This is a genomic window from Ruegeria sp. C12 (genome assembly GCF_056537745.1).
Genome location: NZ_JBQFSA010000007.1, coordinates 188,738 through 213,444, shown reverse-complemented (window position 1 = coordinate 213,444; position 24,707 = coordinate 188,738). Strand labels below are relative to the sequence as shown.

The window sequence follows — 24,707 nt, the reverse complement described above, 5'->3', positions numbered from 1 at the left end:
CCCAAATCAGGTCACGCGACCGCGCGCCGATACAGGTGCCAGGTTGCGTGGCCGAGAACGGGCATTACGACGATCAGGCCCAGCAGCATCGGGATTGCGCCCAAAACCAGCAACGCGGCCACGATGAAGCCCCAGCACAACACAACGCCCGGATTGTGACGCAAAACGCGGACCGAGGTGACGACCGCGACCGGCAGACCCACCTTGCGATCCAGCAACAGCGGGAAGCTGACAACGCTGACGGCCAGCGCGCACAGGGCAAAGACAAACCCGACAGCGGTTCCGAAGATGATCATCGTCCATCCGGCCCCCGTGGTCAGAACTTCGCTTACGAACGCCCCGAATGAGGTTGGGGGTTCCGGGCCAAGGGTCTGCACATAGATGCTCTGCGCGACCATCAGCCAGACCAGCAGCAGCATGACCAGATAGAAACCCAGCGCCAGAATGGCCCCGAAGGACGGTGACCGGAAGACGCCGAACGCGTCCAGCCAATGGACTTCGCCGCCTTCTTCGCGCTTGCGGCTGATCTCATACAGGCCAACAGCGGCGACCGGTCCGATCAGCGCAAAACCTGCAACCAGCGGCGCGAGCAGCGGCACAAGGTTCAGGTTCATCGCAAAGCCGAACATCAGCAGCCCGGCGATCGGATAGATCAGCACGATAAAGATCGCGTCCGCCCGGGTTTCCAGGAAATCGTTGTATCCGGCCCTCAGGCAGGCCTTGAGATCCTGAATCGTGAGTGTCTGGACCATCGGCAGGTGGCGGACATCCGAACTACCAATGCGCGAGACGCTTTCGCTGACGTGATCGCCGGTCGCTCCAAGGCTTTGGGCTGCCCAGCTGATCGGATTACCGATTGTTTTTGCCATCTTGTTCCCTTTCCTTGGCGAAGATGCGCCGCGGAATGGATCCGGCTTGGGGTTGCCCGTGGCCGGACCAGCCGGCAACGCCTGATTCAACTATAGCACAGTTTTCGATAACCGCGAATCACGAGGATGCGTTTCGCGCCGATTGCCCTGTCGCGCAGGCGTGATAGCTTGGGCACAGGCAGAAGGAGGTCAGAATGCAGCACACCGCCCGCACAGTCGTCATCCAGGAATTTGGCGGACCCGAGGTTTTGCAGATCGAAGACAGATCGTTGGGTGATCCCGGCCCCGGCGAGGTTCGCATCCGCCATCATGCCTGCGGTTTGAACTTCATAGACGTCTACCAGCGCACGGGCCTGTATCCTTTGGAGTTGCCCCATGCGTTGGGCATGGAGGCCGCAGGTGTGATCGAAGCGGTGGGCGAGGGTGTAACCCATCTGGAGCCCGGCCAGCGCGCTGCCTATGCCGCCGCCCCGCCCGGTGCCTATTGCGAGGCGCGGGTGATGCCAGCCGCGCATGTCTGTCCGCTGCCCGATGGTATTTCGTTCGACGCCGCCGCCGCGATGATGCTGAAAGGCATGACGGTCGAATACCTGTTTCACCGCACCACCCCATTGCGGCGGGGTGACACCGTGTTGTTTCACGCGGCTGCCGGGGGCGTCGGCCTGATCGCCTGCCAATGGGCCAAGTCCGAGGGGATTACCCTGATCGGCACCGCCGGAACCGATGAGAAATGTTCATTGTCCCAGTTCAACGGCGCGGCCCATTGTATCAACTACCGCACCGAGAATTTTGTCGAGCGGGTGGCCGAGATCACCAATGGCAAAGGCGTCGATGTGGTGATGGATTCGGTCGGGGCGGACACGTTCGAGGGGTCGCTGGATTGCCTCAAGCCGCTGGGCATAATGATTTCATTCGGCAATGCCTCGGGGCCCGTGCCGCCGGTGGATATCGGGATTCTGGGGCAAAAGGGATCGCTCAAGATCACCAGACCGACCCTATTCACCCATATCGGGGATCATACGGTGTGTCAGGCCATGGCGCGGCGGCTGTTCGGCAAGGTTGAAGGCGGCGAGGTCAAAATCCACATAGACCAGCGCTTTCCGCTGGACCAGATCGCCGATGCGCACCGCGCGCTTGAGGCGCGTCAGACCACGGGCAGTACGATCCTGGATATCTGAACGCAAAGACCCGGCGAATGACGCCGGGTCCCGTTTTCTATGTCGCGGCGGTCAGAACCGATAGGTCGCCCGGAATTGCAACGTGGTGGCGTCCACATCCACGCCGGTCGAGTTGAAATCGTCAAACTCGTGATACAGCAACTCGCCCCCGATGCTGACATTGGGCGCAACGATCTGTTCATAGCCCGCGCCGATGAACCAGCCACTGTCGCTGCCCAGATTGTCGGTTCCGGCTTCGGCATAGCCCCCGACACCGTAAAGCAGCCCCTGAGGGGTCACTTTGTACCCGGCGCGCGCCTTGATGCGCCAGACATCCTCGACCGTGGCCGCGCCAGACAGATCGACATCCGCCCAGTCATAATCGAAGCCGCCACCCACGACCCAGTCGCCCAGATCATAGTCGTAGCCCAGAACGATGCCGCCGAGCGCGCTGTCTCCGTCCACGCCCGAGAGGCTGGTGTCAACGTCAATATAACCAAGCTGCAAGCCGCCGTAGAACCCGGTCCAGTCGCCCGAGGATTGCGCCATGGCCGACCCTGCCGCCAAAGTGGATACAGCTGCGATGAGCGCCAATTTCCCAGTCATCTTTTGATCCTTTCATTCGCAAAATGAGCGCAGCGGCCAGAGGCCTGAGGTTGCGCCTGTGTACAAGCTGTTACGATCCGAAGCCGGGGCCGGATCATCGTTTGCTACATTTTCCGTACTGAATGTCGGCCGATCTGACCGGCCTGTGCCCGGTAATTCCGGGTCTGTCTGTCAAAACAGATAGGGTGCGTGCCAAGGGCTTCAAATGACATGTCGGCGGCAGATCACTCTGCCGCCGACATGCGTTGGTTTTTAAGCGGATTATTGCTGCAGTTCTGCAGGCGCTTTGTCCGCGATGTCTTCCCAGTTTGCGCTGGCCTGTTCGATGAAGCCCGGGATGTCGCCTTCCCAACGTTCCTGAATGTCTTTCGACAGGTTCAGGTACAGCGTGTTGTCGACGATTTTCCAGTGGTTCGGGTCACCGTCGAACTTGAAGCCCATGGCCGCGCCAAACGCGCAGTAGCCGCCATATGCGGGCAGGTAAGCTTCGGGGTTGGCTTCGAACGCGGCTTTGTTTTCTTCCGACGAGAAGCGGTACAGCGCGTCATCGTGCAGCGTGGTGATGCGGTAATCGCCCTTGGTGGCTTCGCCTTCGGTGAAATAAGCAACCGGGTCATAGCCCTGCATCGCCAGTCCGGTCGAGCTTGCGTTGATTTCAACGCCTGCGGCCAGGGTCGAAGTTGCCAGAGCAACAGACAGGGCAACGCCACCGATCAGAGATTTAAACGTGTTCATAGCTTCACCTTTCGTGAAATGGGCTGCGCGTTCTCACTGCAATTGCGATTTGCGCACCCGGGATTTTGTCCTGTGCGGCCGGTAATTGACCGTCACGAAAATTCAGGTGGGAAGCGGGGTGTTCACGTTCAAAACAATCAATTGTGATTGTGCGAGGGTGAAGAGGGTCTGTTCGAAAATGCAGTCGACTCACGCATCTGGGCAAAGTGCCAGAACAAAGGCGACCACCTTCTCGGCGGGCATTTCGCACGGGCGCAGCAACGCGCCGCTGTTGCGGGTCTGGTACAGATTCAGGCTGATGTAATCGGTGCCGTCCAACTGATGCGCGACCAGTTTATGCGACTTGCCGCCCGCCATTTCCTGACGCGAAACAACATACCGCCCGCCTTGCGTGTGGCCGGTGAACGTGCCCAGCGGCAACGCAAAGAACGCGGCAAGAAACACGTCTGTGGCGGTCACGGCTTTCCGATTTTGGGCTCGGTCCCGGCTTTGATCCGGGCCACGTTGGCGTTGTGACGCCAATAGACCAGCAGCGTCAGGATGATCCCCAGCACAAAGCTGGATCCATCGGTCAGAACCACGACCCATGTGGTGGACAAGGCCGCAGCAGCCAGCGCGCCAACGGATGAGATGCGCCAGATGGCAGCCGCCACAAGCCAGGTCAGGCAGCACGCCACCCCGACCCGCCAGTCCAGCGCCAGCCACAGACCCAGAAAGGTTGCCACGCCCTTGCCGCCCTTGAAGCCCAGCCAGACGGGGAAGCAATGCCCCAGAAACGCCATCAAGGCGGCCATCTGCACGGCGTCTTCCCCCGCAAAGGCCCGCGCCAGCAGAACCGCCGCCGCGCCTTTTCCGGCATCGAACAGCAGCGTCAGCGCAGCCGCAGCCTTGTTGCCCGTACGCAGAACGTTGGTCGCGCCGATATTGCCCGACCCGATCTGCCGCAGATTGCCCAGCCCCATCACCTTAGCCAGGATCAGCCCAAACGGGATCGACCCCAGCAAATAGCCCATAGCCGCCCACAGGATGAGCTGGGTTGTCGTACTGTCAATCAAGGGCATCAGGCTCTCCGGTAGACTTCTTTGCCGGCAACATAGGTTGCAATGACCTTACCCTGCATCCTCTGCCCGTCAAACGGCGTGTTCTGTGATTTTGACCTGAGTGTAAACCGGTCCAGCACAAAGGGAATATCCGGATCGAACACCACCAGATCGGCAGGCGCACCTGTGGACAAACTGCCACTCTCCAGACCCAGCCGTTTCGCCGGGTTCAGCGTCATTGCCCGGAACAGGGTCGGCAGGTCCAGCTGACCAGAATGATACAGGCGCAGGGCCGCAGGCAGCAGCGTCTCCAGCGCGACGGCTCCGGATGCCGCCTCTTCAAACGGCAGGCGCTTGCTTTCTTCGTCCTGCGGCGTGTGCATCGAACTGACGATGTCGATCAGGCCGGTCCGTACCGCCTCGATCACAGCCTGCCGGTCATCCTCGGACCGCAGCGGCGGCTTGACCTTGAAGAAGGTGCGATAGTCGGCCACGTCCAGTTCGTTCAGCGTCAGATGGTGGATCGAAGTGCCGGCTGTGATATCCAGCCCGTTGCCCTTGGCCCGCTCCAGCGCGGGCAGGGCGCGGGCGGTGGTGATCTGGTCGGCGTGGTATTTCGCGCCGGTCATTTCCAGCAAGGCAATGTCACGGTCCAGCCCCATACGTTCAGCCATGGGCGAGACGGCGGGCAACCCGCGCAGGGCCGCGAATTTGCCGCTGGTCGCCGCCGCGCCATTGCTGAGGCCCGGTTCCTGCGGATGGGCAATGACCAGCGCGCCGCAGGATCGCGCATAAGTCAGCGCGCGCGAAAAGACCTTGGTGTTGGTGACGACATGATCGCAATCAGTAAAGGCCACCGCGCCCGCGTCCATCAGGAACCCGATCTCGGTCATTTCGCGCCCTTCACGGCCCTTGGTCAGCGCCGCCATGGGCAGCACATTGACCGGAGTGTCGGCCTGCGCGCGGCGGGTTACAAATTCCAAAGTTTCGGGCGTGTCGATCGCGGGCGAGGTGTCGGGTCGCGTGACCATCGTGGTCACCCCACCTGCCGCCGCTGCCTGCCCGGCGGATTTATAACTTTCCTTGTGCCGCTCGCCCGGCTCGCACACTTTGACGCCAATATCGACGATGCCGGGGGCAAGGCATTTGCCCTGGCAATCGATGACCTGCCCGTCGATGGTGGGGGCCTCGCCGTCGCCCTTTGCCACAATGCGCCCATCCGCAACATGCAGCCACCCGATCGAGTCTGTGCCGCTTTCCGGGTCGATCAGGCGGGCGTTGGTAAACAGAACGGTGCTCATGGCAGGGCCCTTTCGATGGCGGCTTTGGTGGCGGCAGGGTCCGCCTGGTACTTGATCAGATGCTTGTCGCCGCCCTTGGTCACAAGCTGGACAAAGCTGCCCATGGTGTTCACAGCCTCGATCTGGTTCAGCGCAACTTTGCGCGAGCCGGGGCCGGTGAGCATGGTTTCAGTCATTTCCCACGCGGCGGTCAGTTCCTCGGAGGCCAGATACCACGCGCGCAACCCGATTGCGGCGAGGCCAGCGGGGGCTCCGGTCCAGACATAGGGGTTGCCGATCAGCCACAGAATGATCATCGCGCCAGCCATGGCTGCGGCGGCGAGCCATGCGTTGGTGCGGATATAGGCCCCCTTGTCGGGCGCGAAGATCACAGGATCAGCCACAGGGCACCTCCGACGGCCAACAACAGGACAAGGGCCAGAAAAGCCGATCCCATACGGCGCGACGCCTTGCCCCCATCGCCCGCATGTTGCGGGGCCGAGAAGGGTTTGGCGCTGTCCGTTTCGATTGCGCCGCCGGTCCAGTTTGTCGCCTCTTCCGTGAACAGGCCGATCAGCTTTAGGCGGGGATCGGGGGTCAGCGTCGCGGGGCGCCCGTGGAACGCGGCGCTGCGCAGGACCATGACCCAGCCCTCGACCGCGTCCAGCGTCGTGCGGTCCAATTGATCCTCGGACACGCCACAACCGTCGTTCAGATAGCCATATAGCCCGAGGTCTTCGAGGTCGGAGACCGGAAAGACGTCGATCTGATCCGGGTCCAGCCCGTCGACCCCCAGAACCTGATCCGCCGCACCCGGCTCGCGCAGGAACTTCGCCTCTTCGGGGCGCATGTCCAGCGTGAACAGGCGGATCATGCCGTGTTCATGGGGGGCGATGGTCAGATCGCTCATGCGGCCTCGCGAAGATTGCGGGCCAGCAGTTCCATGGCGGCCATTCGGACGGCGACGCCCATCTCGACCTGTTCCTGAATGACGGATCGGTTGATGTCATCCGCCAAGGTTCCGTCGATCTCGACACCCCGGTTCATCGGGCCGGGATGCATGACGATGGCGTCGGGTTTGGCCAGCGCCAGTTTGGCGGCGTCCAGACCGTAGCGGTGATAATATTCGCGTTCTGAGGGGATAAAGCCGCCATCCATCCGCTCTTTCTGAAGGCGCAGCATCATGACCACATCGACGTCCCGCAGACCCTCGGCCATATCGTCATAAATCTCGGCCCCGAATTCGGCGAATTGCGCGGGCACCAGCGTCGGAGGGCCAATCAGGCGGATGCGGTTTTCCATCTTGCCCAGCAGGATCAGGTTCGAGCGTGCCACGCGCGAATGCGCGACATCCCCGCAAATGGCGATGTTCAGACGGTGCAGGCGGCCCTTGGCGCGGCGGATGGTCAGCGCATCCAGCAGAGCCTGCGTGGGATGTTCGTGCTTGCCATCCCCGGCGTTCAGCACGGCGCAGTTCACCTTTTGCGCCAGCAGGTCCACCGCGCCGGAATGCGGATGCCGCACCACCAGCAGATCGGGATGCATTGCGTTCAGCGTCATCGCTGTATCGATCAGCGTTTCACCCTTTTTGATCGAACTGGCCTGCATCGCCATGTTCATCACATCCGCACCCAGACGTTTACCGGCCAGTTCGAAACTGGCCTGCGTGCGGGTCGAGTTTTCAAAGAACATGTTGATCTGCGTCAGCCCCGACAACACGTCCGAGTGTTTGGCGGATTGCCGGTTCAGATCGACATATTTTTCGGCCAGATCGAGGATGGCGGTAATATCGGATTGCGACAGATGCTCGATGCCAAGAAGGTGACGATGGGCGAAACGCATGTGGCGGGCTCCTGTCTGACAATCGGACCGCTTATAGAAAGCCGCGCGGGCCAAGGCAACCTAAGGATCAGACCCTTCGGGCAATATCTCGCATCCGCCTTCGGGCAGGCACCGCTCGCCGGGTTTGCACCATTTGCCATAGCCGCAATCGACCGCCTTGACCGGGACACAGCCCTGATTTTTCGAGCATTTGAAGCCCGGGCGGCATTGCGATCCGGTTTTTTCGCATAAAAACCATCCGGCGCGGGAACATCCGCCCTGCGGCAGGCAGAACGACCCGCGCGCACAAATCCGGCCATCGGCGCAGGGTTGCGGCAGGTTCAGGTGGAGATCGGGTTGGATCGGCTCGCACTCTCCGCGCCCGTTGCAACGGCTGCCGCTTGGGCAATCCAGGCTTGAATTACAGGCGTTTGCGGCCTTTGGCGCACAGCGGGTGCTGCCCGGAACACAGCGTTCAAACAGGCCGCAGGTTCGACCGCCACCGCAATAGGTGCCGCCCAATGGGATGCAGTGCCCGTCAAAGCTGCATCTTTGCCCGGCCGAGCAGCACCGGTTGCCGCATTGAAACTGTCCGCCCCGGCATTGCGTGCCACGGTCGAATAGCTGCGCATCGGCCGGACCGCTGAGGGGGACCAACAGAAAGGAAATCAAAAGGAATCGCAGGATCGACAACATGGTTGGCGTCATGGTCGGTGCGACCCTGCGCCGTGACAAGGTCTATTCGCTTTCCCTCAGTCAAAAGCTGGTTAGATTGAGAGGCATGGAATCGGGCTTGGACTATCATACCGCGCGGGCGCTGCTAGATTGGCAGGTCGAACTGGGCGTGACCGAGGCTATCGGGGACGCGCCGGTGGACCGTTACGCGTTGCCCGATACCGCGCCCAAGGCCAAGAAACCCGCCACCCCGCAAGCGGCCCCGGCCACCCCCAAGCAGGTCGATCCGGTCGCGATTGCGAAATCCGCTGCACAAAATGCGGGGTCACTGGACCAGTTGCGCGCGGCGATGGAGGCGTTCGACCATTGCGAGTTGAAACGCGGTGCGCGCCAGTTGGTGTTTGCCGATGGCACGCCCGGCGCGCGGGTGATGATCATCGGTGAGGCTCCGGGCCGCGACGAGGACCGCGAGGGCAAGCCTTTTGTCGGGCGGGCCGGGCAATTGTTGGATCGGATGCTGGCGGCGATTGATCTGGATCGGCGCGAGAACGTCTATATCACCAATGTGCTGCCCTGGCGGCCGCCGCAAAACCGGGATCCCAAGCCGGAAGAGATCGGCATGATGAAGCCGTTTCTGGAACGCCACGTGGCGCTGGCCAAGCCCGAGGTGTTGGTGGTGATGGGCAATATCAGCTGTCAGGCGGTGCTGGGCAAACGCGGCATCACGCGGCTGCGCGGCAATTGGGATCAGGCGCTGGACCTGCCGGTGATCCCGATGTTCCACCCGGCCTATCTGCTGCGCCAGCCGCAGATGAAACGGCAGGCCTGGGCTGATCTGCTGGAGTTGAAAGCACGGCTGGGGACAGGATGATGCGGATTCTGGCCTTCTCGGACCTGCATATGGCCCGCAACCGCGCGGCAGAACTGGTTGCGGCCAGTGCCGAGGCTGATCTGGTGATCGGGGCCGGGGACTATTGCAATATGCGGCAGGGGCTGGATGAAGCGATGCAGATGCTCTCGGGCATATCGGCCCCGCTGGTTCTGGTTCCAGGCAATGCCGAAAGCGCGGGTGAGTTGATCGATGCCGCCCCCGAAGGCGTGCATGTGCTGCACGGTACCGGCATGACCGTCGATGGGGTACGCCTGTTTGGTCTGGGCTATGGCGTGCCGGTGACGCCTTTTGGCGACTGGTCTTGTGACCTGACCGAGGCAGAAGCAACGGAATTGCTGGATCGCTGCGACGGCGCGGATGTGCTGATCGTGCATTCGCCGCCCAAAGGTTATGGCGATACCACGTCGCAGGGTATCTCTGTCGGCTCGGTTTCGGTGCGCGATGCGGTGGAAAGACTACAGCCCGGGCTGGTGTTTTGCGGCCATATCCACGACAGCTGGGGCTATCGCGGCACACTGGGGCGGTCGCAGATCGCCAATTTGGGACCCAAGGCAAACTGGTTCGAGGTACCCTCATGATCGACACCGTCACGCTGCTGGCCTTTATTCCGGCGGCCATCGTGCTGAATTTTACGCCCGGCGCGGACATGATGTTCTGTTTTGGACAAGGGCTGCGTTCCGGCGCAAAACCGGCGCTGTTGGCAAGCGCAGGGATTTCGTTGGGATCGATGGTGCATGTGCTGCTGGCCGGGCTGGGCCTTGGGGCATTGGTGTCTTCAATGCCGTGGCTGTTCGATGTCATCCGCTGGATGGGCGTTGCCTATCTGCTGTATCTGGCATGGGGCGCGATCCGGAACGGTGCTGTTTCAGCAGAGGGGTCGGTCAGGCCGACCCGCATGGCCTTTCGGGATGGTTTGGTGGTGAACCTGACCAACCCGAAGGTGATCCTGTTTGTTCTGGCCTTCATCCCGCAATTCGTTGATCCCAACTCGGGGTCGATCCTTGCGCAGTTCCTGATCTTTGGGGTCATCATCGCGCTGGGCGGGTTTGTGGTGAACGGGCTGGTCGGCGTGTTCGCCGGCGGAGCGGGCAAGCTTCTGATTTCGAACCCGCGCGCCTCGCGCATCATGGGTTGGGTCACCGGAGGGATATTCATCACTTTGGCGGCCCGGCTGGCAATCATGGAAAGGGCCTGACACCGCATGTCGCGCATCGATGAAAGTATGGAGTTTATCCCGGTCCGCATTGCGGTGCTGACGGTATCTGACACGCGGTCGCTGGACGAAGACCGCTCGGGCCAGACACTTGTGGACCGGATCGAACGGGCAGGGCATGTGCTGGCTGATCGTAAGATCATCCAAGACGAACGCGCCGAAATAGCCGCGCAGCTGCGGCTGTGGATCGGCGACCCTGAAATCGACGTCGTGATCTCGACCGGCGGCACCGGACTGACCGGGCGCGATGTGACGGTCGAGGCACATCGCGATGTTTATGAAAAAGAGATCGAGGCCTTCGGTACTGTCTTCACCATCATCTCGATGGAGAAAATCGGCACCTCGGCTGTGCAGTCCCGCGCCACTGGCGGCGTCGCCGGGGGAACCTATCTGTTTGCCCTGCCCGGCAGTCCCGGAGCCTGCAAGGATGCGTGGGACGGGATTTTGGAAAAACAACTCGATTACCGCCACCGCCCCTGCAATTTCGTGGAAATAATGCCCCGATTGGACGAACATCTGCGACGGAAGTAGACTGGTCCTACGTTCAAGACCTTATAACCGCTTTGTGGCTTGGCATGTTTGGCGGTCCGGCTACATTTTGCACAAGGCAGCCCATTGCAACCCGGGGTAAGTGAGAATGCGTTTTCTAAGGCAAAGTCTTGTCGGTGTCTTTCTGGCGTCGCTGACGCTGGCTTTGCTGTTTGTGGCCGCGCAAATCATCTCTGGCGCGGTGCAGGACGTGCTGACGCGCGAGAACGAACAACCTCAGGCGCGCGAGCGGGTCTTTGCGGTAACCGTCCGACAGGCCGAGCTTGAGACCGTCACCCCCTATCTGGAAGCGTTTGGTGAGGTGCAAAGCCGCCGCAGGCTGGAGTTGCGCGCGGCGCTGGGCGGGCGCGTGGTTGCTCTGGCTGATGATTTTGAGGACGGCGGCTCCGTCACAGCAGGCGAGGTGCTGGTCGAGCTGGACCCGGCAGATGCGCAATCTGCCTTGGATCGCGCCAAATCGGATTTGCTGGATGCCCAGTTCGAAGAACGCGACGCCGAACGCTCGCTATTGCTGGCACAGGATGAGTTGAAATCGGCAGAGGCCCAGGCGGACCTGCGAGAACGCGCCCTGCAACGGCAACGCGATCTGGAATCCCGCGGTGTGGGGGCCACGGCCAGCGTGGAAGAGGCCGAATTGTCCGCCGCCGCCGCCCAGCAATCGGTTCTGGCGCGCCGCATTGCCTTGGCGCAGGCCGAGTCGCGCGTGGATCAGGCAACCACGCTGTTTGCGCGGGCGCGAATTGCGCTGGAAGCAGCGGAACGCGATCTGGACGATATGACCATTCGCGCCCGGTTTGGCGGTACGCTGACCGATGTCACCTTAGTCGAGGGGCGATTGGTGTCGGCCAATGAAAAGCTGGCCGAGCTGGTGGACCCAAATGCGCTGGAGGTGGCGTTCAGAGTTTCTACGGCGCAGTTTGTGCGATTGCTGGATGACACGGGCGCACTGATCGACGCGCCGGTGACTGTCTCACTTGAGGTAACAGGGACCGACCTGACCGCCCAAGGCCGGATCAGTCGGGATAGCGGGTCAGCCGGGGAAGGGCAGACCGGACGTCTGATCTTTGCCCGTCTGGACACCGCCTCGGGCTTCAAACCGGGGGATTTCGTGACCGTGACGGTGCAGGAACAACCTTTGGATGCGGTGGTGCGTTTGCCATCCTCGGTTCTGGATGCGGCTGGAACGGTTCTGGTTCTGGGCGCAGATGACCGGTTAGAGGCGCTGCCGGTGCAGTTGATCCGGCGGCAAGGCGATGAGGTGTTGTTGCGCGGCGAAGGTCTGGAAGGCCGCGAGGTCGTGATTGGCCGGACGCCGCTGTTGGGCTCGGGCGTGCGGGTGCGCCCCTTGCGGGTCGAGGCAAATGCCGACACGGATATGGTCGAGTTGACGGATACACAGCGTGCACAACTCATGGCGCAGGTGGAAGCCAGCGAAGGCATGCCGCAGGACGTCAAATCCCGCATGTTGGGTCAGTTGGAGGCGGCACAGGTGCCTGCCTCGCTTGTCCGGCGTATTGAAAACCGGGCCGGGGGCTAAGCGCCATGATGCGCGAGATCCCAAGCGCGGCCGGTGGTATCCTCAGCTATTTCACCCGGCACCGGACGGTCGCCAATCTGCTGCTGCTGGTCATGCTGGTCTTGGGGGCCGCAGCGATCCCGAACATGCGCGCGCAGTTCTTTCCCGATGTCATTCTGGAACGGGTCGATGTGGCGGTTGAATGGGACGGCGCAGGCCCCGAGGATGTCGACAATGGCATCGTTCAACTGCTGGAACCCGAGTTGCTGGCGGTTGAAGGTGTCACCAGCACAACGGCTACCTCACGCGAAGGTTCGGCCAGCATCCGGTTGGAGTTCGAGCCCAACTGGGACATGGCCCGCGCCATCGAAGAAGTCCGCACCGCCGTGGACAGCGTCACTAACCTGCCGGTGGACGCCGAAGAACCTTCAATCCGGCGCGGCGCGTGGCGGGATCGCGTTACGGATGTGGTTGTCACGGGTCCGGTTGCGCCTGACCAGTTGGCGAAGTTCACCGATGAATTGATCAACCGGCTATTTGCGGTCGGTGTTACCCGCACCACGATCCGGGGACTGGCGGCTCCGCGCGTTGTGGTCGAGGTGCCGACCGCTCAGCTGATCGCCAACGATATCGCTCTGGCCGATATCGCGACAGCCATCGCGGCCGAGGTCAATGCCAGCCCCGCCGGTGATGTCAGCGGTGCCAATGCCCGCATTCGGACGGGGGCCGAGAAACGCACACCGGAAGAGATCGAAGGCATCACGCTGCGCAACTTTGCGGATGGGTCCAAACTGCTCGTGGGTGATGTGGCGACGATCCGGGTCGAAGGGGTCAATCGCAACCGCAGCTACTTTGTGGGTGAGAACCCGGCCATGTCCATCCGGGTGGACCGCTCGAATCTGGGTGACGCCATCGGTATCCAGCATTCGGTCGAAGATGTCGTCGCCGAAATGCAGGCCAGCCTGCCCGAAGGTGTCACGGTTGAACTGATCCGCACCCGCGCGCAGGCGATCACGGATCGGCTGGATATTCTGATCGACAACGGCCTTGTCGGGCTTGGGTTGGTCGTCTGCCTGCTGTTTTTGTTCCTCAACGCCCGGATCGCCTTTTGGGTGGCGGCAGGCATCCCGGTCGCGATGTCAGCGGCGATTGCGCTGATGTATCTGGGCGGTTTGTCGCTGAATATGGTGTCCTTGTTCGGCCTGATCATCACGCTGGGCATCGTCGTCGATGACGCGATTGTGGTGGGCGAACACGCCGATTTTCGTGCCCGCCGATTGGGCGAACCGCCCATGGTTGCCGCCGAGCGCGCCGCCCGGCGCATGGCCATGCCGGTCTTTGCGGCCACGATCACCACGGTAATCGCCTTTTTCGGCCTGACCCTTGTCGGTGGTCGGTTCGGAGAGTTGATCCGAGATATTCCCTTTACCGTGATCGCCGTTCTGGCGGCCTCACTGATCGAATGCTTCCTGATCCTGCCCAACCACATGGCCCATGCCATCGCGCATTCGGCCAAGGAACATTGGTACGACCTGCCCAATCGGGTCGTGAACCGGGGGTTCCGCTGGGTGCGGGATCATCTGTTCCGGCCCTTCATCGCCTGGGTCATCTGGGCGCGGTATGTGGTCGTCGCCCTGATGATCGTTATTCTGGCCAGCCAGATTGCCCTGTTCATCCGAGGCGACGTGAACTGGCGGTTCTTCAATGCGCCCGAGCGTGGCTCGGTCACCGGCAACTTCATCATGGCCGAAGGCGCCACCCGCGCCGATACGCTTGAAATGATGCGCCAGTTGCAGCAGGCCACCGATGAGCTGGGACAGATTTACGAGGAACGCCATGGCCGCAACCCCATCGACTATGTTCTGGCCGAGGTTGGCGGCAGTGCCGGGTTTGGTCTGTCCGCCGCCGAGGGCAAGGACGACGATTTGCTGGGTGGTATTTCGATCGAACTGATCGACGCCGACCTGCGCCCTTATTCGAGCTTTGAGTTTGTGGGAGAGTTGCAGGAATTCGTACCCCGCCACCCCAAGGTCGAATTGATCAGTTTCCGCGGCTGGCGATCCGGCCCCGGCGGTGATGCCATCGATGTGCAGTTCTATGGCTCGGATGTGAATACTCTCAAGGCGGCGTCAGAGGATTTGCAGACCGAATTGTCGAAATTCCCCGAGGTCTCGGCGCTTGAGGATAATCTGGCTTATGACAAGGAAGAATTCATTCTGGACCTGACTGCGCAAGGTCAGGCGCTGGGCTTCCGGATCGAAACCTTGGGTCGGGTTCTGCGCAACAGGCTCAACGGGATCGAGGCTGCGACCTTCCCCGATGGTCCCCGCAGTGCTGAGATCCGTGTGGAATTGCCCGAGGGCGAACTGACCGCCGATTTCCTTGAACGCACGCTGATGCGCACCCCGGACGGGGTCTATGTGCCGCTGGCCGATATCGTCTCGGTCGAACGCAAGTCGGGCTTCTCGACCGTACGGCGTGAAAACGGGCTGCGGGTGATTTCGGTCAATGGCGACATATCCGAGGACGATCCGACCCGCGCGGCCGAGATCGAACGCGCGCTGAACGAAGAGATTCTGCCCAATATCGCCGCCGAACGTCAGGTCGAATGGCGCATGGCGGGCCTCAGCGAACAAGAGGATGAGTTCCTGTCCGAGGCGCGCACAGGCCTGATCCTGTGTCTGACCGGGATCTATCTGGTACTGGCCTGGGTCTTTGCCAGCTGGTCGCGGCCCTTAGTGGTGATGGCAATCATCCCGTTTGGCTTGGTGGGCGCGATCTGGGGGCATTACATCTGGGACGTACCGCTGAGCATGTTCACGGTTGTGGGTCTGCTGGGCATGACCGGGATCATCATCAACGACTCGATTGTGCTGGTGACGACCATCGATGGCCACCAGCAGGAACGCGGATTGGTGCCGTCTATCGTCGAAGGCACAGCGGACCGGTTGCGCCCTGTGATGCTGACCACGCTGACGACGGTGCTGGGGCTGACGCCTTTGCTGTATGAAGGCTCTCAGCAGGCGCAGTTCCTGAAGCCCACGGTGATCACTCTGGTCTACGGGTTGGGCTTTGGCATGTTGCTGGTTCTGGTGCTGGTTCCGGCCCTGCTGGCGATCCTGAACGACGTATCGCGTCCGATGACAGCCATGCGCCGAGCTGTCCGCGCCCCGGATCGGGTGATGCAGGGGGCAGTTGCCGCCACGGGCGCGGCGCTATTGTTCTGGTTTGCCGTGACAATGGTCTGGCCAGCGTTGACAGGCGCTCCGGTCGGTGCCCTGTCCGCCCTCTATTCGGGTGATGAAGGGGTGGCCGTTCTGAACATGGGTCTGGGCGCATTTCTGGTTGGGGCGATCCCGATTGTCGTCCTCAGCTTTATAGCCTCTGGGATGCTTTACGCGAGGCTGAAAGATCATGTTGGCCCTTAGCCTTCGCGCAGAGCATATTCCAGAAGTTGACGAACCCGTGCGCTCATCGGCAGATCGCCCTGCCGTATTTGCTCAATCGGAAACCAGCGCGCATCCAGTGCATCATCGCCTGCGACCGGCGCGCCGGATTGATAGCGGCAGGCCACGCCGACCAGCAGGTAGTGGGAGATCACAAGGCCCGCCTCATCCCGCCGCAGCATGTCCAGATTGTCCAGATAATGTGTTGGCTGCGCAGTGACCGAGGTTTCCTCGAATAGCTCTCGCTGCGCAGCCTCCAAAACGGTTTCACCCCATTCCAGGTGACCGCCGGGAAAGCCCCACAATCCCCGGTCAGGCTGTTTGCTGCGTTGCACCAGCAGAACCTGATCCTGATGCAGCACAACCGCCAGCGCGCCGATCTTCGGGGTTTGGGTCATGCGATCACCCAGCGGTGCAGCCCTGAATGTCCACGGCGTGGTTAGCGCCCAATACCGTGATCCGAATCTCGGACCGGTCCAGCGCAAAAGGCGCGCCAGAGGCATTGATGACCTCGGCAGTTGCGATCAGCGTGCCACCTTGCCGGACGGTTTTGGGCTGCGAAGCCCACAGCACCGGATTGCCGGGTTCTATCACCGCGATCTCTTGCCCACCCGCCGAAGGCATGGTCACACGTGCCTCGATCTGCATGCCGTCCGCCGTTGGGGTCAAACTACACCGCGCAGCGGATACGTTGGCCTCACGCGCGGAAAACGGGCGCTGGGCCAGTGCTGCGGCGATGGCAGGGTTGCGGCCCGCTTCGGCATCCAGCGTGTGGTCGAAATCCAGCCGTTCGGGGATGCAGACATCCTTGCAGACGCCCAAATCCATCTCACCGCGCAGACGCACGGGCTTGGCCGGGTTCTTCGGCGTGATCTCGACCGGCAGAACCAGTTGATCCTCGTATCCGATAGATTGCAGGCCGTTCTGGTCAAACACATCGGGCGCGGGCCATGTGATTGACACATCGCCCACGTTGCGCGACCCGTTCCAGTCGAATTGCGGCGGAATGCCCGCATCGCCCGGTGCGCGCCAATAGGTCTTCCACCCGTCCTTCAAAGTCAGGCGCAAGGCCCCCATATAGGTCCCATTGGCGGTGCGGCCACCATCCAGAATGTCCAGCCTGACAACTCCGTCCAGCCCCTGCGCGGTGGCCGGAAAGATCATGCAAAAACAGGCCGCGATGGTGGCGGCAAGGGATTTCATCAGCGTGTTCATTGCCTATACATGCGCGGCGCGGCACGAAAATCCAAGTCACGTTCGGGTCACCTGACTGAAATCTGCGGAAAACCCCGCTGCCGACTTGCCAATCCCTGCGCCGCAGGGTCATTGTGAAGCTGAGTTGAAAAAGAGAAGCCACCCAATGGACCTGACCGGAAAACTGTTGATTGCGATGCCCGGCATGGGCGATCCGCGATTCGACCACTCGGTTGTCTATATGTGCAGTCATGGCGACGATGGCGCGATGGGTCTGATCGTGAACAAACCCTCGGACCTGCGGATCAAGGCCCTGCTGGGGCAGTTGAACATCGCCTGCAGTATCCCGATTGTGGGCGAGCGGCTTGTGCATTTCGGTGGCCCGGTCGAGATGTCGCGCGGCTTTGTCCTGCACAGCGCAGATTACGAGGCCAACCTGCATTCCATGCAAATCTCGGATGATTTCAGCATGACCGCGACGCTGGATGTGCTGGAGGATCTGGCCTCGGGCCGGGGGCCGCTGAATTCTGTGCTCGCACTGGGCTATTCCGGCTGGGGGCCGGGGCAATTGGAAGATGAGATCGCAATGAATGGCTGGCTGACGACCGAGGCGAGCTCGAAACTCGTGTTTGATGTGCCCGACGACGAAAAGTGGGAGGCCGCCTTGGCCACGCTGGGCGTCGATCCCCTGACCCTGTCGGCCAGCGCGGGCCGCGCCTGATCAGCTGTCGCGTGGGGCCGCGGCCCGGCGCAGGCGGTCATTGATCGCAGCCCCAAGATCATGGTCCGGGATCGGAGACACGGCAATCGGCAGGCCCGTTTCATTCAAGCTGTGCAGTGCCGCAAACAGGTTGGCGGCGGCCTCGGGCAAGTTTCCGGCTTCAGACAGGTTCAGATCGCAATCGACAGGGCCAAAGCCCAAAAGAACCTCATCGCCTTGCCTGCTCTGCGCGTTCAGGCGCACGGGCGCATCCGGGGCATAATGTGACTGCAATTGCCCGGGCGCGGTCAGCAGGTCGCCGGATTGGTGCAGGTGCAGGCGGGTGTTGAGGGCGGTCTCGACCGCTTCCAGCGCCACACCTCCGGGGCGCAGCAAGGTCGGCTCTCCGGCCAGCCCCACGATTGTGGATTCCAGACCCACGCCACAAGGGCCATCATCCAGAATGGCTGCGATCCGGCCTCCAAGGCCTGCACGCACATGCTGGGCAGTCGTCGGACTGATTTGACCTGAGGGGTTCGCCGACGGGGCCGCGACCGGCCCGTCAAAGGCGGTCAGCAGATCGCGGGCGGTTTGATGCGCGGGCACCCGCACCGCCAGCGTGTCCAGCCCCGCCGTGACCAGTGAAGAAATCCCGTGCCCGTCGCGCAAAGGCAGAACCAGTGTCAGCGGGCCGGGCCAAAAGGCATTGGAAAGGGTTTCCGCGTGATCCGACCATTCGACAAACCGCCGCGCAGCCTCGGCCGAAGCGACATGGGCGATCAGCGGGTTAAAGCTGGGGCGGCCCTTGGCCTCGTAAATCGCGGCCACGGCCTCTCCGTTGCGGGCATCGCCGCCAAGGCCATAGACCGTCTCGGTTGCAAAGGCGACCAGCAGGCCCTGACGCAGCAGGTCAGCCGCGCGCACGATGCCGTCTGGGTCTGCTGTCAGATCGAGAGTTGTGGGGATCATGTCTGGTGACGCCGCGTTTTGGTTGCTTGCAACATAAGGACAGGTAGGTAATGCACCCAAGCCTTGATGCATACCGGTGCCGGGCCGGAATTCCAAGCCCGCCTGCGCAATACCGGTCAGACAGCCCCCGAGGGACAACATGACATACCGCGCACCGATTTCAGACTACGAGTTCCTGTTTCAAAATGTGGTCGAATTCGATCAGATTGCGGCGACCGAAAGGTTTGCCGATGCCAGCCCCGACGTCGTCAGCGCGATCCTGTCCGAGGCGGGCAAGATGTGTGAAGAGGTTCTGGCCCCACTGAACGCCACCGGCGATCTGAAACCGGCACGGTTGGAGGATGGTGTGCTGCGCAGCCCGCCCGGCTATGCGGATGGCTGGGCCGCGATTGCCGAGGGCGGCTGGATCGGGATCAGCGGCGACCCCAAGCATGGCGGTATGGGCCTGCCGATGACCGTCACCACCGCCGTGAACGAGATGATGAGCGCGGCCTGCCTGTCACTGCAGGTGGCCCCGCTGATGAGCCAGGGGCAGATCGAAGCCCTGCAGCACCATGCCAGTGACGCGCTCAAGGCGCTGTATCTGCCCAAGCTGATGACCGGTGCATGGTCGGGCACGATGAACCTGACGGAACCGCAGGCAGGCTCGGATGTTGGGTCGCTGACATCGAAGGCCGAACCCAACGGCGATGGAACCTATGCGATCTCGGGGCAGAAGATCTTTATCTCATGGGGTGACAACGACTTTGCCGAAAATATCTGTCATCTGGTGCTGGCACGCTTGCCGGATGGGGTGCCGGGCACAAAGGGGATTTCGCTGTTCCTGGTGCCCAAGTTTATCCCGGATGCCGATGGCAATCCGGGTGCGCGCAATGATCTGAAGGTTGTTTCAATCGAGCATAAGCTGGGTCTGCACGGCTCGCCCACCTGTGTGATGCAATATGACGGTGCAACCGGTTGGCTGGTGGGGCAGGAACATGGCGGCATGGCAGCCATGTTCACCATGATGAACAACGCGCGGCTGGGCGTGGGCGGGCAGGGCATCGGTGTGGCCGAAGCCGCCTATCAGCACGCGCTGGCCTACGCGCAGGATCGCAAGCAGGGCAAAACCCCTTCAGGGACAATCATTGACCACGCCGATGTGCGCCGAATGGTCGCCGATATGCGCGCCGATACCTTTGCGGCCCGTGCGATCATGCTGGCCAATGCTGCCGCCATCGACATGGCCGAAGCGACAGGCGACGCTGATTGGGTGGCCCGCGCTGCATTGCTGACCCCGATCTCCAAGGCGTTCGGGTCCCGCACCGGGATGCGCGTGTCTGAAACCGGCATTCAGGTGCATGGCGGCATGGGCGTGATCGAGGAAACCGGGGCGGCTCAGTTCTACCGCGATGTCCGTGTGACCGCGATCTACGAAGGCACCAACGGTATTCAGGCGATGGACCTTGTCGCCCGCAAGATGATGGACGGGGGCGAGGCGGCTTCGCGCCTGCTGGACGAGATCGAAGATCACGCCGAACAGGCCCGCGCCACAGTGCCCGATCTTGCCGGTCCCGTGTGGGAGGCGACCGAGTCCCTGCGCGAAGCAACCGAATGGATGGTGTCACAGGGCAACATGAATGACCGCTTTGCCGGGGCGCTGGCTTATCTGCACGCCTTCGCGCGGGTTCTGGGCGGGCATTTCCATCTGAAAGCCGCCCTGGCGGACCCAAAGGGCCCACGTGGCAAGCTGGCGCGCTATTACATCAAAGCGCTGCTGCCCGAATATACCGGCCTGCTGGCGCAAGCGCAGAACGGGTCGGTGGACCTGTTTGCCCTTAGCGCGGATGATCTGTCGGCATGATGGACGACCTGCACTCTCCGGCCATCCGCTACCCCTGGCCCGAGCCGCCTGCACCCGGCGAGGCCACGCGGATTGCCGAAGGTGTGCTGTGGATCCGACTGCCGCTGCCGATGGCGCTGGACCATGTGAATGTCTACGCGCTGGATGACGGTGACGGCTGGACCATCGTCGACACTGGGATGTCGTCGCGGAAAACCCGCGCGATCTGGCAGGATCTGATGTCCGGGCCGCTGGGCGGCAAACCCGTCCACCGGGTTGTGGCCACGCATCATCACCCCGATCACATCGGCAACGCGGGCTGGTTTCAGTCCGAATACGGCGCTGAACTGGTGACCAGCCGAACCGCATGGCTGTTCGCGCGCATGCTGACGCTGGACGTGCAGGAAAGCTGGCCGCAGGAAACGCTGGATTTCTACCAAAGCGCCGGAATGGCGGCCGAGGTTCTGGATAAACGCAAAGCCGACCGCCCCTTTAACTTTGCCGACAGCGTCTATCCCATGCCGCTTGGGTTCACCCGCATCCAGCAGGGCGACGTGTTCCGCATGGGCGGGCGGGACTGGGACGTGCATATGGGCAACGGCCACGCGCCGGAACATGTCACGCTCTGGAGCCGCGACGATGATCTGGTTCTCAGCGGCGACCAGATCCTCAGCTCGATCAGTCCCAATCTGGGCGTCTACGCGACCGAGCCCATGGCCGACCCGATCTCGGGCTGGCTGGAGGCGTGTGAACGGCTTGCAACCCTGGCGCGGCTCGAACATCTGGTTCTGGGCGGGCACAAATTGCCGTTCACTGGCCTGCCGCTGCGGATGCGGCAGTTGATCGACAACCATCACGGTGCGCTTAAGCGCTTGTTGAAAGACCTGACCGAACCCAAAGCCGCCGCCGAGTGTTTTGCGCCCCTGTTCAAACGGTCGATCGGCGAGGGGGAATATGGCCTGGCCCTGGTCGAAGCGGTTGCACATATGAACCATCTTTACCACATTGGAGCTGTCACCCGGACGCGCCGCGCAGACGGTGCCTGGGTCTACCAACGCAAAGGGTAAAGAATGCAGGACGAGATCGAAACCTCAGCCGAAGCTGCCGAAGCGGCGGCCCTGCCGCGCTGCTACGAGGTCCACGCCAACGCCGAGGCCGAATCCGGTTCGAAAACCCTGCCGGAACCCTTGCAACAACCGGTCGAGACCAAAAGCCCGGCCCAATGGGCATACGAACGTCTGATCCTTTACATCCAGAACTTTGAAAAGACGCTGGATGGAGATCAGGAGGTTGCGATGGGCTTCACCGGCGGTGACGCGGGTGTCATGCGGATCGAAGGGATGGGGTATTTCGACCCCGATGTCATCACCTTCTACGGCTCGGATGGATCGGGCGCCCGCACCCAGCTGGTACAGCATGTCAGCCAGTTGAATGTCATGCTGCGCGCCTTGCCGAAATCGGTCGAGGACAAGCCCGCCAACCGCATCGGGTTCCGTCTGGCCGCAGATCTGGAAGAAAGCTGACTTGCAATTCACGCTTTCGCAGCCTTGAATGAGTAAACCGTTCAGGAGGCCGCGCAAGTGTCAGATTTCTCAGCCGTTACACATGCCTATGGTGCCGCCTGGCGGCGGCGGCGTGTCTTTGTGCCCGTCTACCTTGCCGTCCGCCTGTTGCTGATCGCACTGATTGCACCGGGCGTGGCGGCGGCGGTCAATCTCGCGGTGTCCCTGTCCAATCAAACGGCCCTGACGGATCAGGACATCGCAGCCTTCATTCTGTCCCCCGCCGGGTTCATCGCCGCACTTGTGGTGCTGAGCCTGTTTCTGATGGCCGAGGTTTTTGTCTTTGCGGTTATGGCGGGTTCGCTTCGCATGGGCGAACCCGATCCGTGGCGCGCAGGCAGCTCTTCGATCCGCCTGGTTCTGTCGCGCCTGCCCGCGCTGTTCAACTTTGCAGCGCGCTTTATCCTGCGCGTTCTGCTTCTGGCGCTGCCCTTTCTGGCCATTTCCGGCCTGATCGCGTGGTGGTGGCTGACCGAATATGACATCAACTACTACCTGACCTTCCACCCACCCGCCTTCTGGATCGCTGTGTTGATGATCGGGGCGGTGATGCTTGTGATGGCATGGGTCCTGATCCGCAGGCTATCGGCCTGGGCGCTTTCGCTGCATCTGGTGCTGTTTGAAAACGTTCACCCGGCGCATGTGTTCAATATCAGCGCATCGCGGATGGAGGGTAATCGGGGCCGTCTGAAACTGTCGCTGGTGCTGTGGCTGGCCACGCGCCTTGTCATTGCTGCAGTGATTGCGTGGGTTGCGGGCCTCCTGTTTGCACTGGTGCCGTTGCAGGGCAGCGGTCATCTGCGTCTGGCCTTGATCTACAGCCTGATCATTGCGGGGCTTTGGGCCTTGGCCGGGTTGGTGCTGGCAGCCACGGCGCTGGGCGCTTTGGCGGTTTTGCTGGACCGGTTCTTTGAACCGCAGACAGCGGACCTGCCGCATCCCGAACCGGGGCGTCTGGGGGTGCCGCTGTTCACCGCCGTTGGTCTGGCCTTGGTCGCCGTGCTGGCAGGTGTTTGGTTTGGTCAAAACCTGCTGGAACGGGTGCAGGCCCCGGACCGGGCCGAGGTGATCGGCCACCGCGGGGCGGCGGCGTTGCGGCCTGAAAACACCATGGCCTCGGTCTTGAAAGCCATCGAGGACGGCGCGGACTGGGTTGAGATCGACGTACAGGAAACGGCGGATGATGTGGTGATCGTCGCCCATGACAGTGATTTCATGAAACTGGCCGGGGTCAATCTGAAGGTTTGGGACGCCACGATGGAGGATGTGGCCCAGATCGATATCGGCAGCTGGTTTGGCCCCGAATATGCCGATCAGCGTACCCCAACGCTGCGAGAGGTTTTGGAGGCCACAAAGGGCAGATCCAAGGTCATTATCGAGCTGAAATACTACGGTCACGATATTGATCTGGAGAACCGTGTGGCCGCTTTGGTCGAAGAGTTGGGAATGCAGGACGACATTGCCACCATGTCGCTGAAATACCCGGCTGTGCAGAAGATGAAGGCGATCCGGCCCGACTGGCGGGCGGGCGTTCTGGCCGCGACCGCCGTGGGTGATCTGTCCGGGTTAGAGGGGGATTTTGTTGCCGTGAACGCGGCCACGGTGTCGCCTGGGCTGATCCGATCCGTTCAGGATGCGGGCAAGGACATTTATGTCTGGACGGTGAATGACCCGCTGCAAATGTCTGCCATGGCCTCGATGGGGGTGGACGGGCTGATCACCGACCGCCCGGCCATGGCGCGCGAGGTTTTGCGCGTTCGTGCCGAGATGGGACCGGCAGAGCGGTTGCTGCTGTGGCTGGCCACAAGTTTCGGAATGCAGGTCGATACCGAGGCGATGCGCGATGACAGCCCATAAGCTGGCGCTGTTTCTGATCTGCCTGTCGGGGCCTGCCGTCGCGCAGGACCTGATGCGCAGCGTCGAAATGCCTGCCCACCGGGCCTTGATCGCGCAGCGGGGAACGGATCCTCTGACACCGTTTGAAACGGACGGATGCTCGGGCGGGTTGTCGGCCAGTTGGCGCTGGGTGGCAGACACCTTCCCGCAGATCGGTGAGCTGTATCAAGCGCATCCCCCTTGGGAGGAATGTTGCATCATCCATGACCGCGCCTATCACAACGCAGGCGGGGCCCTGCGCGCCGAAGACAGCTTTGACGCGCGGCTTTCTGCGGATCAAACCTTGCGGGCCTGCGTCAAGGCCCATGGCAACAGCCATGCCGAGGAATACGCAGAGCGCTATGAGATGACCCCTGATCAGATCCGAAACGTCCATGCACTGACCGCAGATGCCATGTACGGTGCCGTCCGCTTTGGCGGCGGCCCGTGCAGCGGTTTGCCCTGGCGCTGGGGATTTGGATATCCGGGATGTTCCGTGTTCGGAGAACGCACCCCTGCAAGCGAGTGACGTCATGCCCTGCGCGCAAATGGCATCGTGCACCTGCGCGCGAATGACGTGGTGACAGCCTGACTCTTTTCGATTATCCAACTGGAAAACACGCGAATTGGGATTCTTAGACACATGGCTGACCACAAGCACGGCGAAATGGACATCACCGTCCAGGAAAAAACCTTCAACGGCTTCATCAAGGCCACCACATGGTGCGTGGTTGTCATCGCCTTCCTTTGCCTGTTCCTCGCGGTTTTCGCGTCCTAAGCTGAACC

Annotated in this window: 27 protein-coding genes; 14 read left to right on the top strand and 13 right to left on the bottom strand. The window is 61.9% G+C overall.

The features are described 5' to 3' along the window. Positions 1-11: 11 nt before the first annotated feature. Positions 12-869: a DUF2189 domain-containing protein gene (locus ACR0C9_RS15040; RefSeq protein ID WP_480781369.1), complete on the bottom strand. Its 858-nt coding sequence runs from the start codon at positions 867-869 to the stop codon at positions 12-14. Positions 870-1,063: 194 nt separating this feature from the next. On the opposite strand from ACR0C9_RS15040, the gene ACR0C9_RS15035 reads away from it, so the two are divergent. Continuing rightward, positions 1,064-2,047, top strand: coding sequence for a quinone oxidoreductase family protein (locus tag ACR0C9_RS15035; RefSeq protein ID WP_480781368.1), 984 nt, complete (start codon positions 1,064-1,066; stop codon positions 2,045-2,047). A gap of 51 nt (positions 2,048-2,098) precedes the next feature. Here the strand turns inward: ACR0C9_RS15035 and ACR0C9_RS15030 are convergent, their stop codons facing one another. The 9 genes from ACR0C9_RS15030 to ACR0C9_RS14990 form a co-directional block, all read right to left on the bottom strand. After that, positions 2,099-2,632, bottom strand: a complete 534-nt coding sequence (locus ACR0C9_RS15030) for a porin family protein (protein WP_170522132.1) — start codon at positions 2,630-2,632, stop codon at positions 2,099-2,101. 261 nt (positions 2,633-2,893) lie between these two features. Next, the gene (locus ACR0C9_RS15025) at positions 2,894-3,367 is read right to left on the bottom strand and encodes a YHS domain-containing (seleno)protein (protein ID WP_170453197.1); all 474 of its coding nucleotides are present in this window, start codon (positions 3,365-3,367) and stop codon (positions 2,894-2,896) included. Between the two features lie 189 nt (positions 3,368-3,556). Next, positions 3,557-3,826 carry a hypothetical protein gene (locus tag ACR0C9_RS15020; protein ID WP_480781367.1) on the bottom strand — a complete coding sequence of 90 codons (270 nt, stop codon included), beginning with the start codon at positions 3,824-3,826 and terminating at the stop codon, positions 3,557-3,559. Continuing rightward, positions 3,823-4,428, bottom strand: coding sequence for a glycerol-3-phosphate 1-O-acyltransferase PlsY (gene plsY, locus ACR0C9_RS15015; RefSeq protein ID WP_170453195.1), 606 nt, complete (start codon positions 4,426-4,428; stop codon positions 3,823-3,825). The genes ACR0C9_RS15020 and plsY overlap by 4 nt, the downstream gene beginning before the upstream one ends. Further along, complete coding sequence (gene pyrC / locus ACR0C9_RS15010) at positions 4,428-5,708, bottom strand: dihydroorotase (RefSeq protein ID WP_480781366.1); 1,281 nt, start codon at positions 5,706-5,708, stop codon at positions 4,428-4,430. Before pyrC ends, plsY begins: the two co-directional genes overlap by 1 nt. Beyond that, positions 5,705-6,091, bottom strand: coding sequence for a hypothetical protein (locus ACR0C9_RS15005; protein WP_480781365.1), 387 nt, complete (start codon positions 6,089-6,091; stop codon positions 5,705-5,707). Before ACR0C9_RS15005 ends, pyrC begins: the two co-directional genes overlap by 4 nt. Continuing rightward, positions 6,076-6,597, bottom strand: a complete 522-nt coding sequence (locus ACR0C9_RS15000; protein WP_480781364.1) for a hypothetical protein — start codon at positions 6,595-6,597, stop codon at positions 6,076-6,078. The genes ACR0C9_RS15005 and ACR0C9_RS15000 overlap by 16 nt, the downstream gene beginning before the upstream one ends. Further along, positions 6,594-7,529, bottom strand: coding sequence for an aspartate carbamoyltransferase catalytic subunit (locus ACR0C9_RS14995; protein ID WP_170624085.1), 936 nt, complete (start codon positions 7,527-7,529; stop codon positions 6,594-6,596). The genes ACR0C9_RS15000 and ACR0C9_RS14995 overlap by 4 nt, the downstream gene beginning before the upstream one ends. Before the next feature lie 60 nt (positions 7,530-7,589). Next, positions 7,590-8,216, bottom strand: coding sequence for a scavenger receptor class F, member 2 (locus ACR0C9_RS14990; protein WP_170624083.1), 627 nt, complete (start codon positions 8,214-8,216; stop codon positions 7,590-7,592). 73 nt (positions 8,217-8,289) lie between these two features. On the opposite strand from ACR0C9_RS14990, the gene ACR0C9_RS14985 reads away from it, so the two are divergent. The 6 genes from ACR0C9_RS14985 to ACR0C9_RS14960 all read left to right on the top strand — a co-directional run bounded on the left by ACR0C9_RS14985 (position 8,290) and on the right by ACR0C9_RS14960 (position 15,781). After that, positions 8,290-9,054, top strand: a complete 765-nt coding sequence (locus ACR0C9_RS14985; RefSeq protein WP_480781423.1) for a uracil-DNA glycosylase — start codon at positions 8,290-8,292, stop codon at positions 9,052-9,054. Then, the gene (locus ACR0C9_RS14980) at positions 9,054-9,653 is read left to right on the top strand and encodes a metallophosphoesterase family protein (RefSeq protein ID WP_480781422.1); all 600 of its coding nucleotides are present in this window, start codon (positions 9,054-9,056) and stop codon (positions 9,651-9,653) included. Before ACR0C9_RS14985 ends, ACR0C9_RS14980 begins: the two co-directional genes overlap by 1 nt. Then, a complete protein-coding gene (locus tag ACR0C9_RS14975) occupies positions 9,650-10,270 on the top strand; it encodes a LysE family translocator (RefSeq protein WP_480781363.1) in 621 nt (206 codons plus the stop codon). The genes ACR0C9_RS14980 and ACR0C9_RS14975 overlap by 4 nt, the downstream gene beginning before the upstream one ends. Before the next feature lie 6 nt (positions 10,271-10,276). Then, the gene (gene moaB, locus ACR0C9_RS14970) at positions 10,277-10,819 is read left to right on the top strand and encodes a molybdenum cofactor biosynthesis protein B (RefSeq protein WP_170633367.1); all 543 of its coding nucleotides are present in this window, start codon (positions 10,277-10,279) and stop codon (positions 10,817-10,819) included. Between the two features lie 106 nt (positions 10,820-10,925). Further along, the gene (locus tag ACR0C9_RS14965; RefSeq protein ID WP_170453189.1) at positions 10,926-12,374 is read left to right on the top strand and encodes an RND family efflux transporter; all 1,449 of its coding nucleotides are present in this window, start codon (positions 10,926-10,928) and stop codon (positions 12,372-12,374) included. Between the two features lie 5 nt (positions 12,375-12,379). Then, positions 12,380-15,781: an efflux RND transporter permease subunit gene (locus ACR0C9_RS14960; RefSeq protein ID WP_170624079.1), complete on the top strand. Its 3,402-nt coding sequence runs from the start codon at positions 12,380-12,382 to the stop codon at positions 15,779-15,781. Here ACR0C9_RS14960 and ACR0C9_RS14955 read toward each other — a convergent pair. Continuing rightward, complete coding sequence (locus ACR0C9_RS14955) at positions 15,778-16,197, bottom strand: NUDIX hydrolase (RefSeq protein WP_170624077.1); 420 nt, start codon at positions 16,195-16,197, stop codon at positions 15,778-15,780. The genes ACR0C9_RS14960 and ACR0C9_RS14955 overlap by 4 nt on opposite strands. Positions 16,198-16,201: 4 nt before the next feature. Beyond that, complete coding sequence (locus ACR0C9_RS14950; protein ID WP_170453186.1) at positions 16,202-17,014, bottom strand: protein-disulfide reductase DsbD domain-containing protein; 813 nt, start codon at positions 17,012-17,014, stop codon at positions 16,202-16,204. A 145-nt stretch (positions 17,015-17,159) separates the two neighbouring features. Here ACR0C9_RS14950 and ACR0C9_RS14945 point away from each other — a divergent pair, with 145 nt between their 5' ends. Continuing rightward, positions 17,160-17,714: a YqgE/AlgH family protein gene (locus tag ACR0C9_RS14945; RefSeq protein ID WP_170453185.1), complete on the top strand. Its 555-nt coding sequence runs from the start codon at positions 17,160-17,162 to the stop codon at positions 17,712-17,714. On the opposite strand, the gene ACR0C9_RS14940 is transcribed toward ACR0C9_RS14945, so the two are convergent. After that, positions 17,715-18,662, bottom strand: coding sequence for an L-threonylcarbamoyladenylate synthase (locus ACR0C9_RS14940; protein WP_480781362.1), 948 nt, complete (start codon positions 18,660-18,662; stop codon positions 17,715-17,717). A gap of 139 nt (positions 18,663-18,801) precedes the next feature. Between ACR0C9_RS14940 and ACR0C9_RS14935 the strand changes: the two genes are divergently transcribed. From ACR0C9_RS14935 to ACR0C9_RS14910, 6 genes are all read left to right on the top strand, one after another. After that, a complete protein-coding gene (locus tag ACR0C9_RS14935; protein WP_480781361.1) occupies positions 18,802-20,505 on the top strand; it encodes an acyl-CoA dehydrogenase in 1,704 nt (567 codons plus the stop codon). Continuing rightward, the gene (locus ACR0C9_RS14930) at positions 20,505-21,551 is read left to right on the top strand and encodes an MBL fold metallo-hydrolase (protein ID WP_480781360.1); all 1,047 of its coding nucleotides are present in this window, start codon (positions 20,505-20,507) and stop codon (positions 21,549-21,551) included. Before ACR0C9_RS14935 ends, ACR0C9_RS14930 begins: the two co-directional genes overlap by 1 nt. 3 nt (positions 21,552-21,554) lie before the next feature. Beyond that, a complete protein-coding gene (locus ACR0C9_RS14925) occupies positions 21,555-22,007 on the top strand; it encodes a DUF6173 family protein (RefSeq protein WP_170453181.1) in 453 nt (150 codons plus the stop codon). A gap of 57 nt (positions 22,008-22,064) precedes the next feature. Further along, a complete protein-coding gene (locus ACR0C9_RS14920; RefSeq protein ID WP_480781359.1) occupies positions 22,065-23,903 on the top strand; it encodes a glycerophosphodiester phosphodiesterase family protein in 1,839 nt (612 codons plus the stop codon). After that, entirely contained in the window at positions 23,890-24,450 is a 561-nt protein-coding gene (locus ACR0C9_RS14915) for a hypothetical protein (protein WP_480585600.1), read from the top strand. The genes ACR0C9_RS14920 and ACR0C9_RS14915 overlap by 14 nt, the downstream gene beginning before the upstream one ends. 114 nt (positions 24,451-24,564) lie before the next feature. Further along, the gene (locus ACR0C9_RS14910; protein WP_170453178.1) at positions 24,565-24,699 is read left to right on the top strand and encodes an aa3-type cytochrome c oxidase subunit IV; all 135 of its coding nucleotides are present in this window, start codon (positions 24,565-24,567) and stop codon (positions 24,697-24,699) included. Positions 24,700-24,707 lie beyond the last annotated feature (8 nt).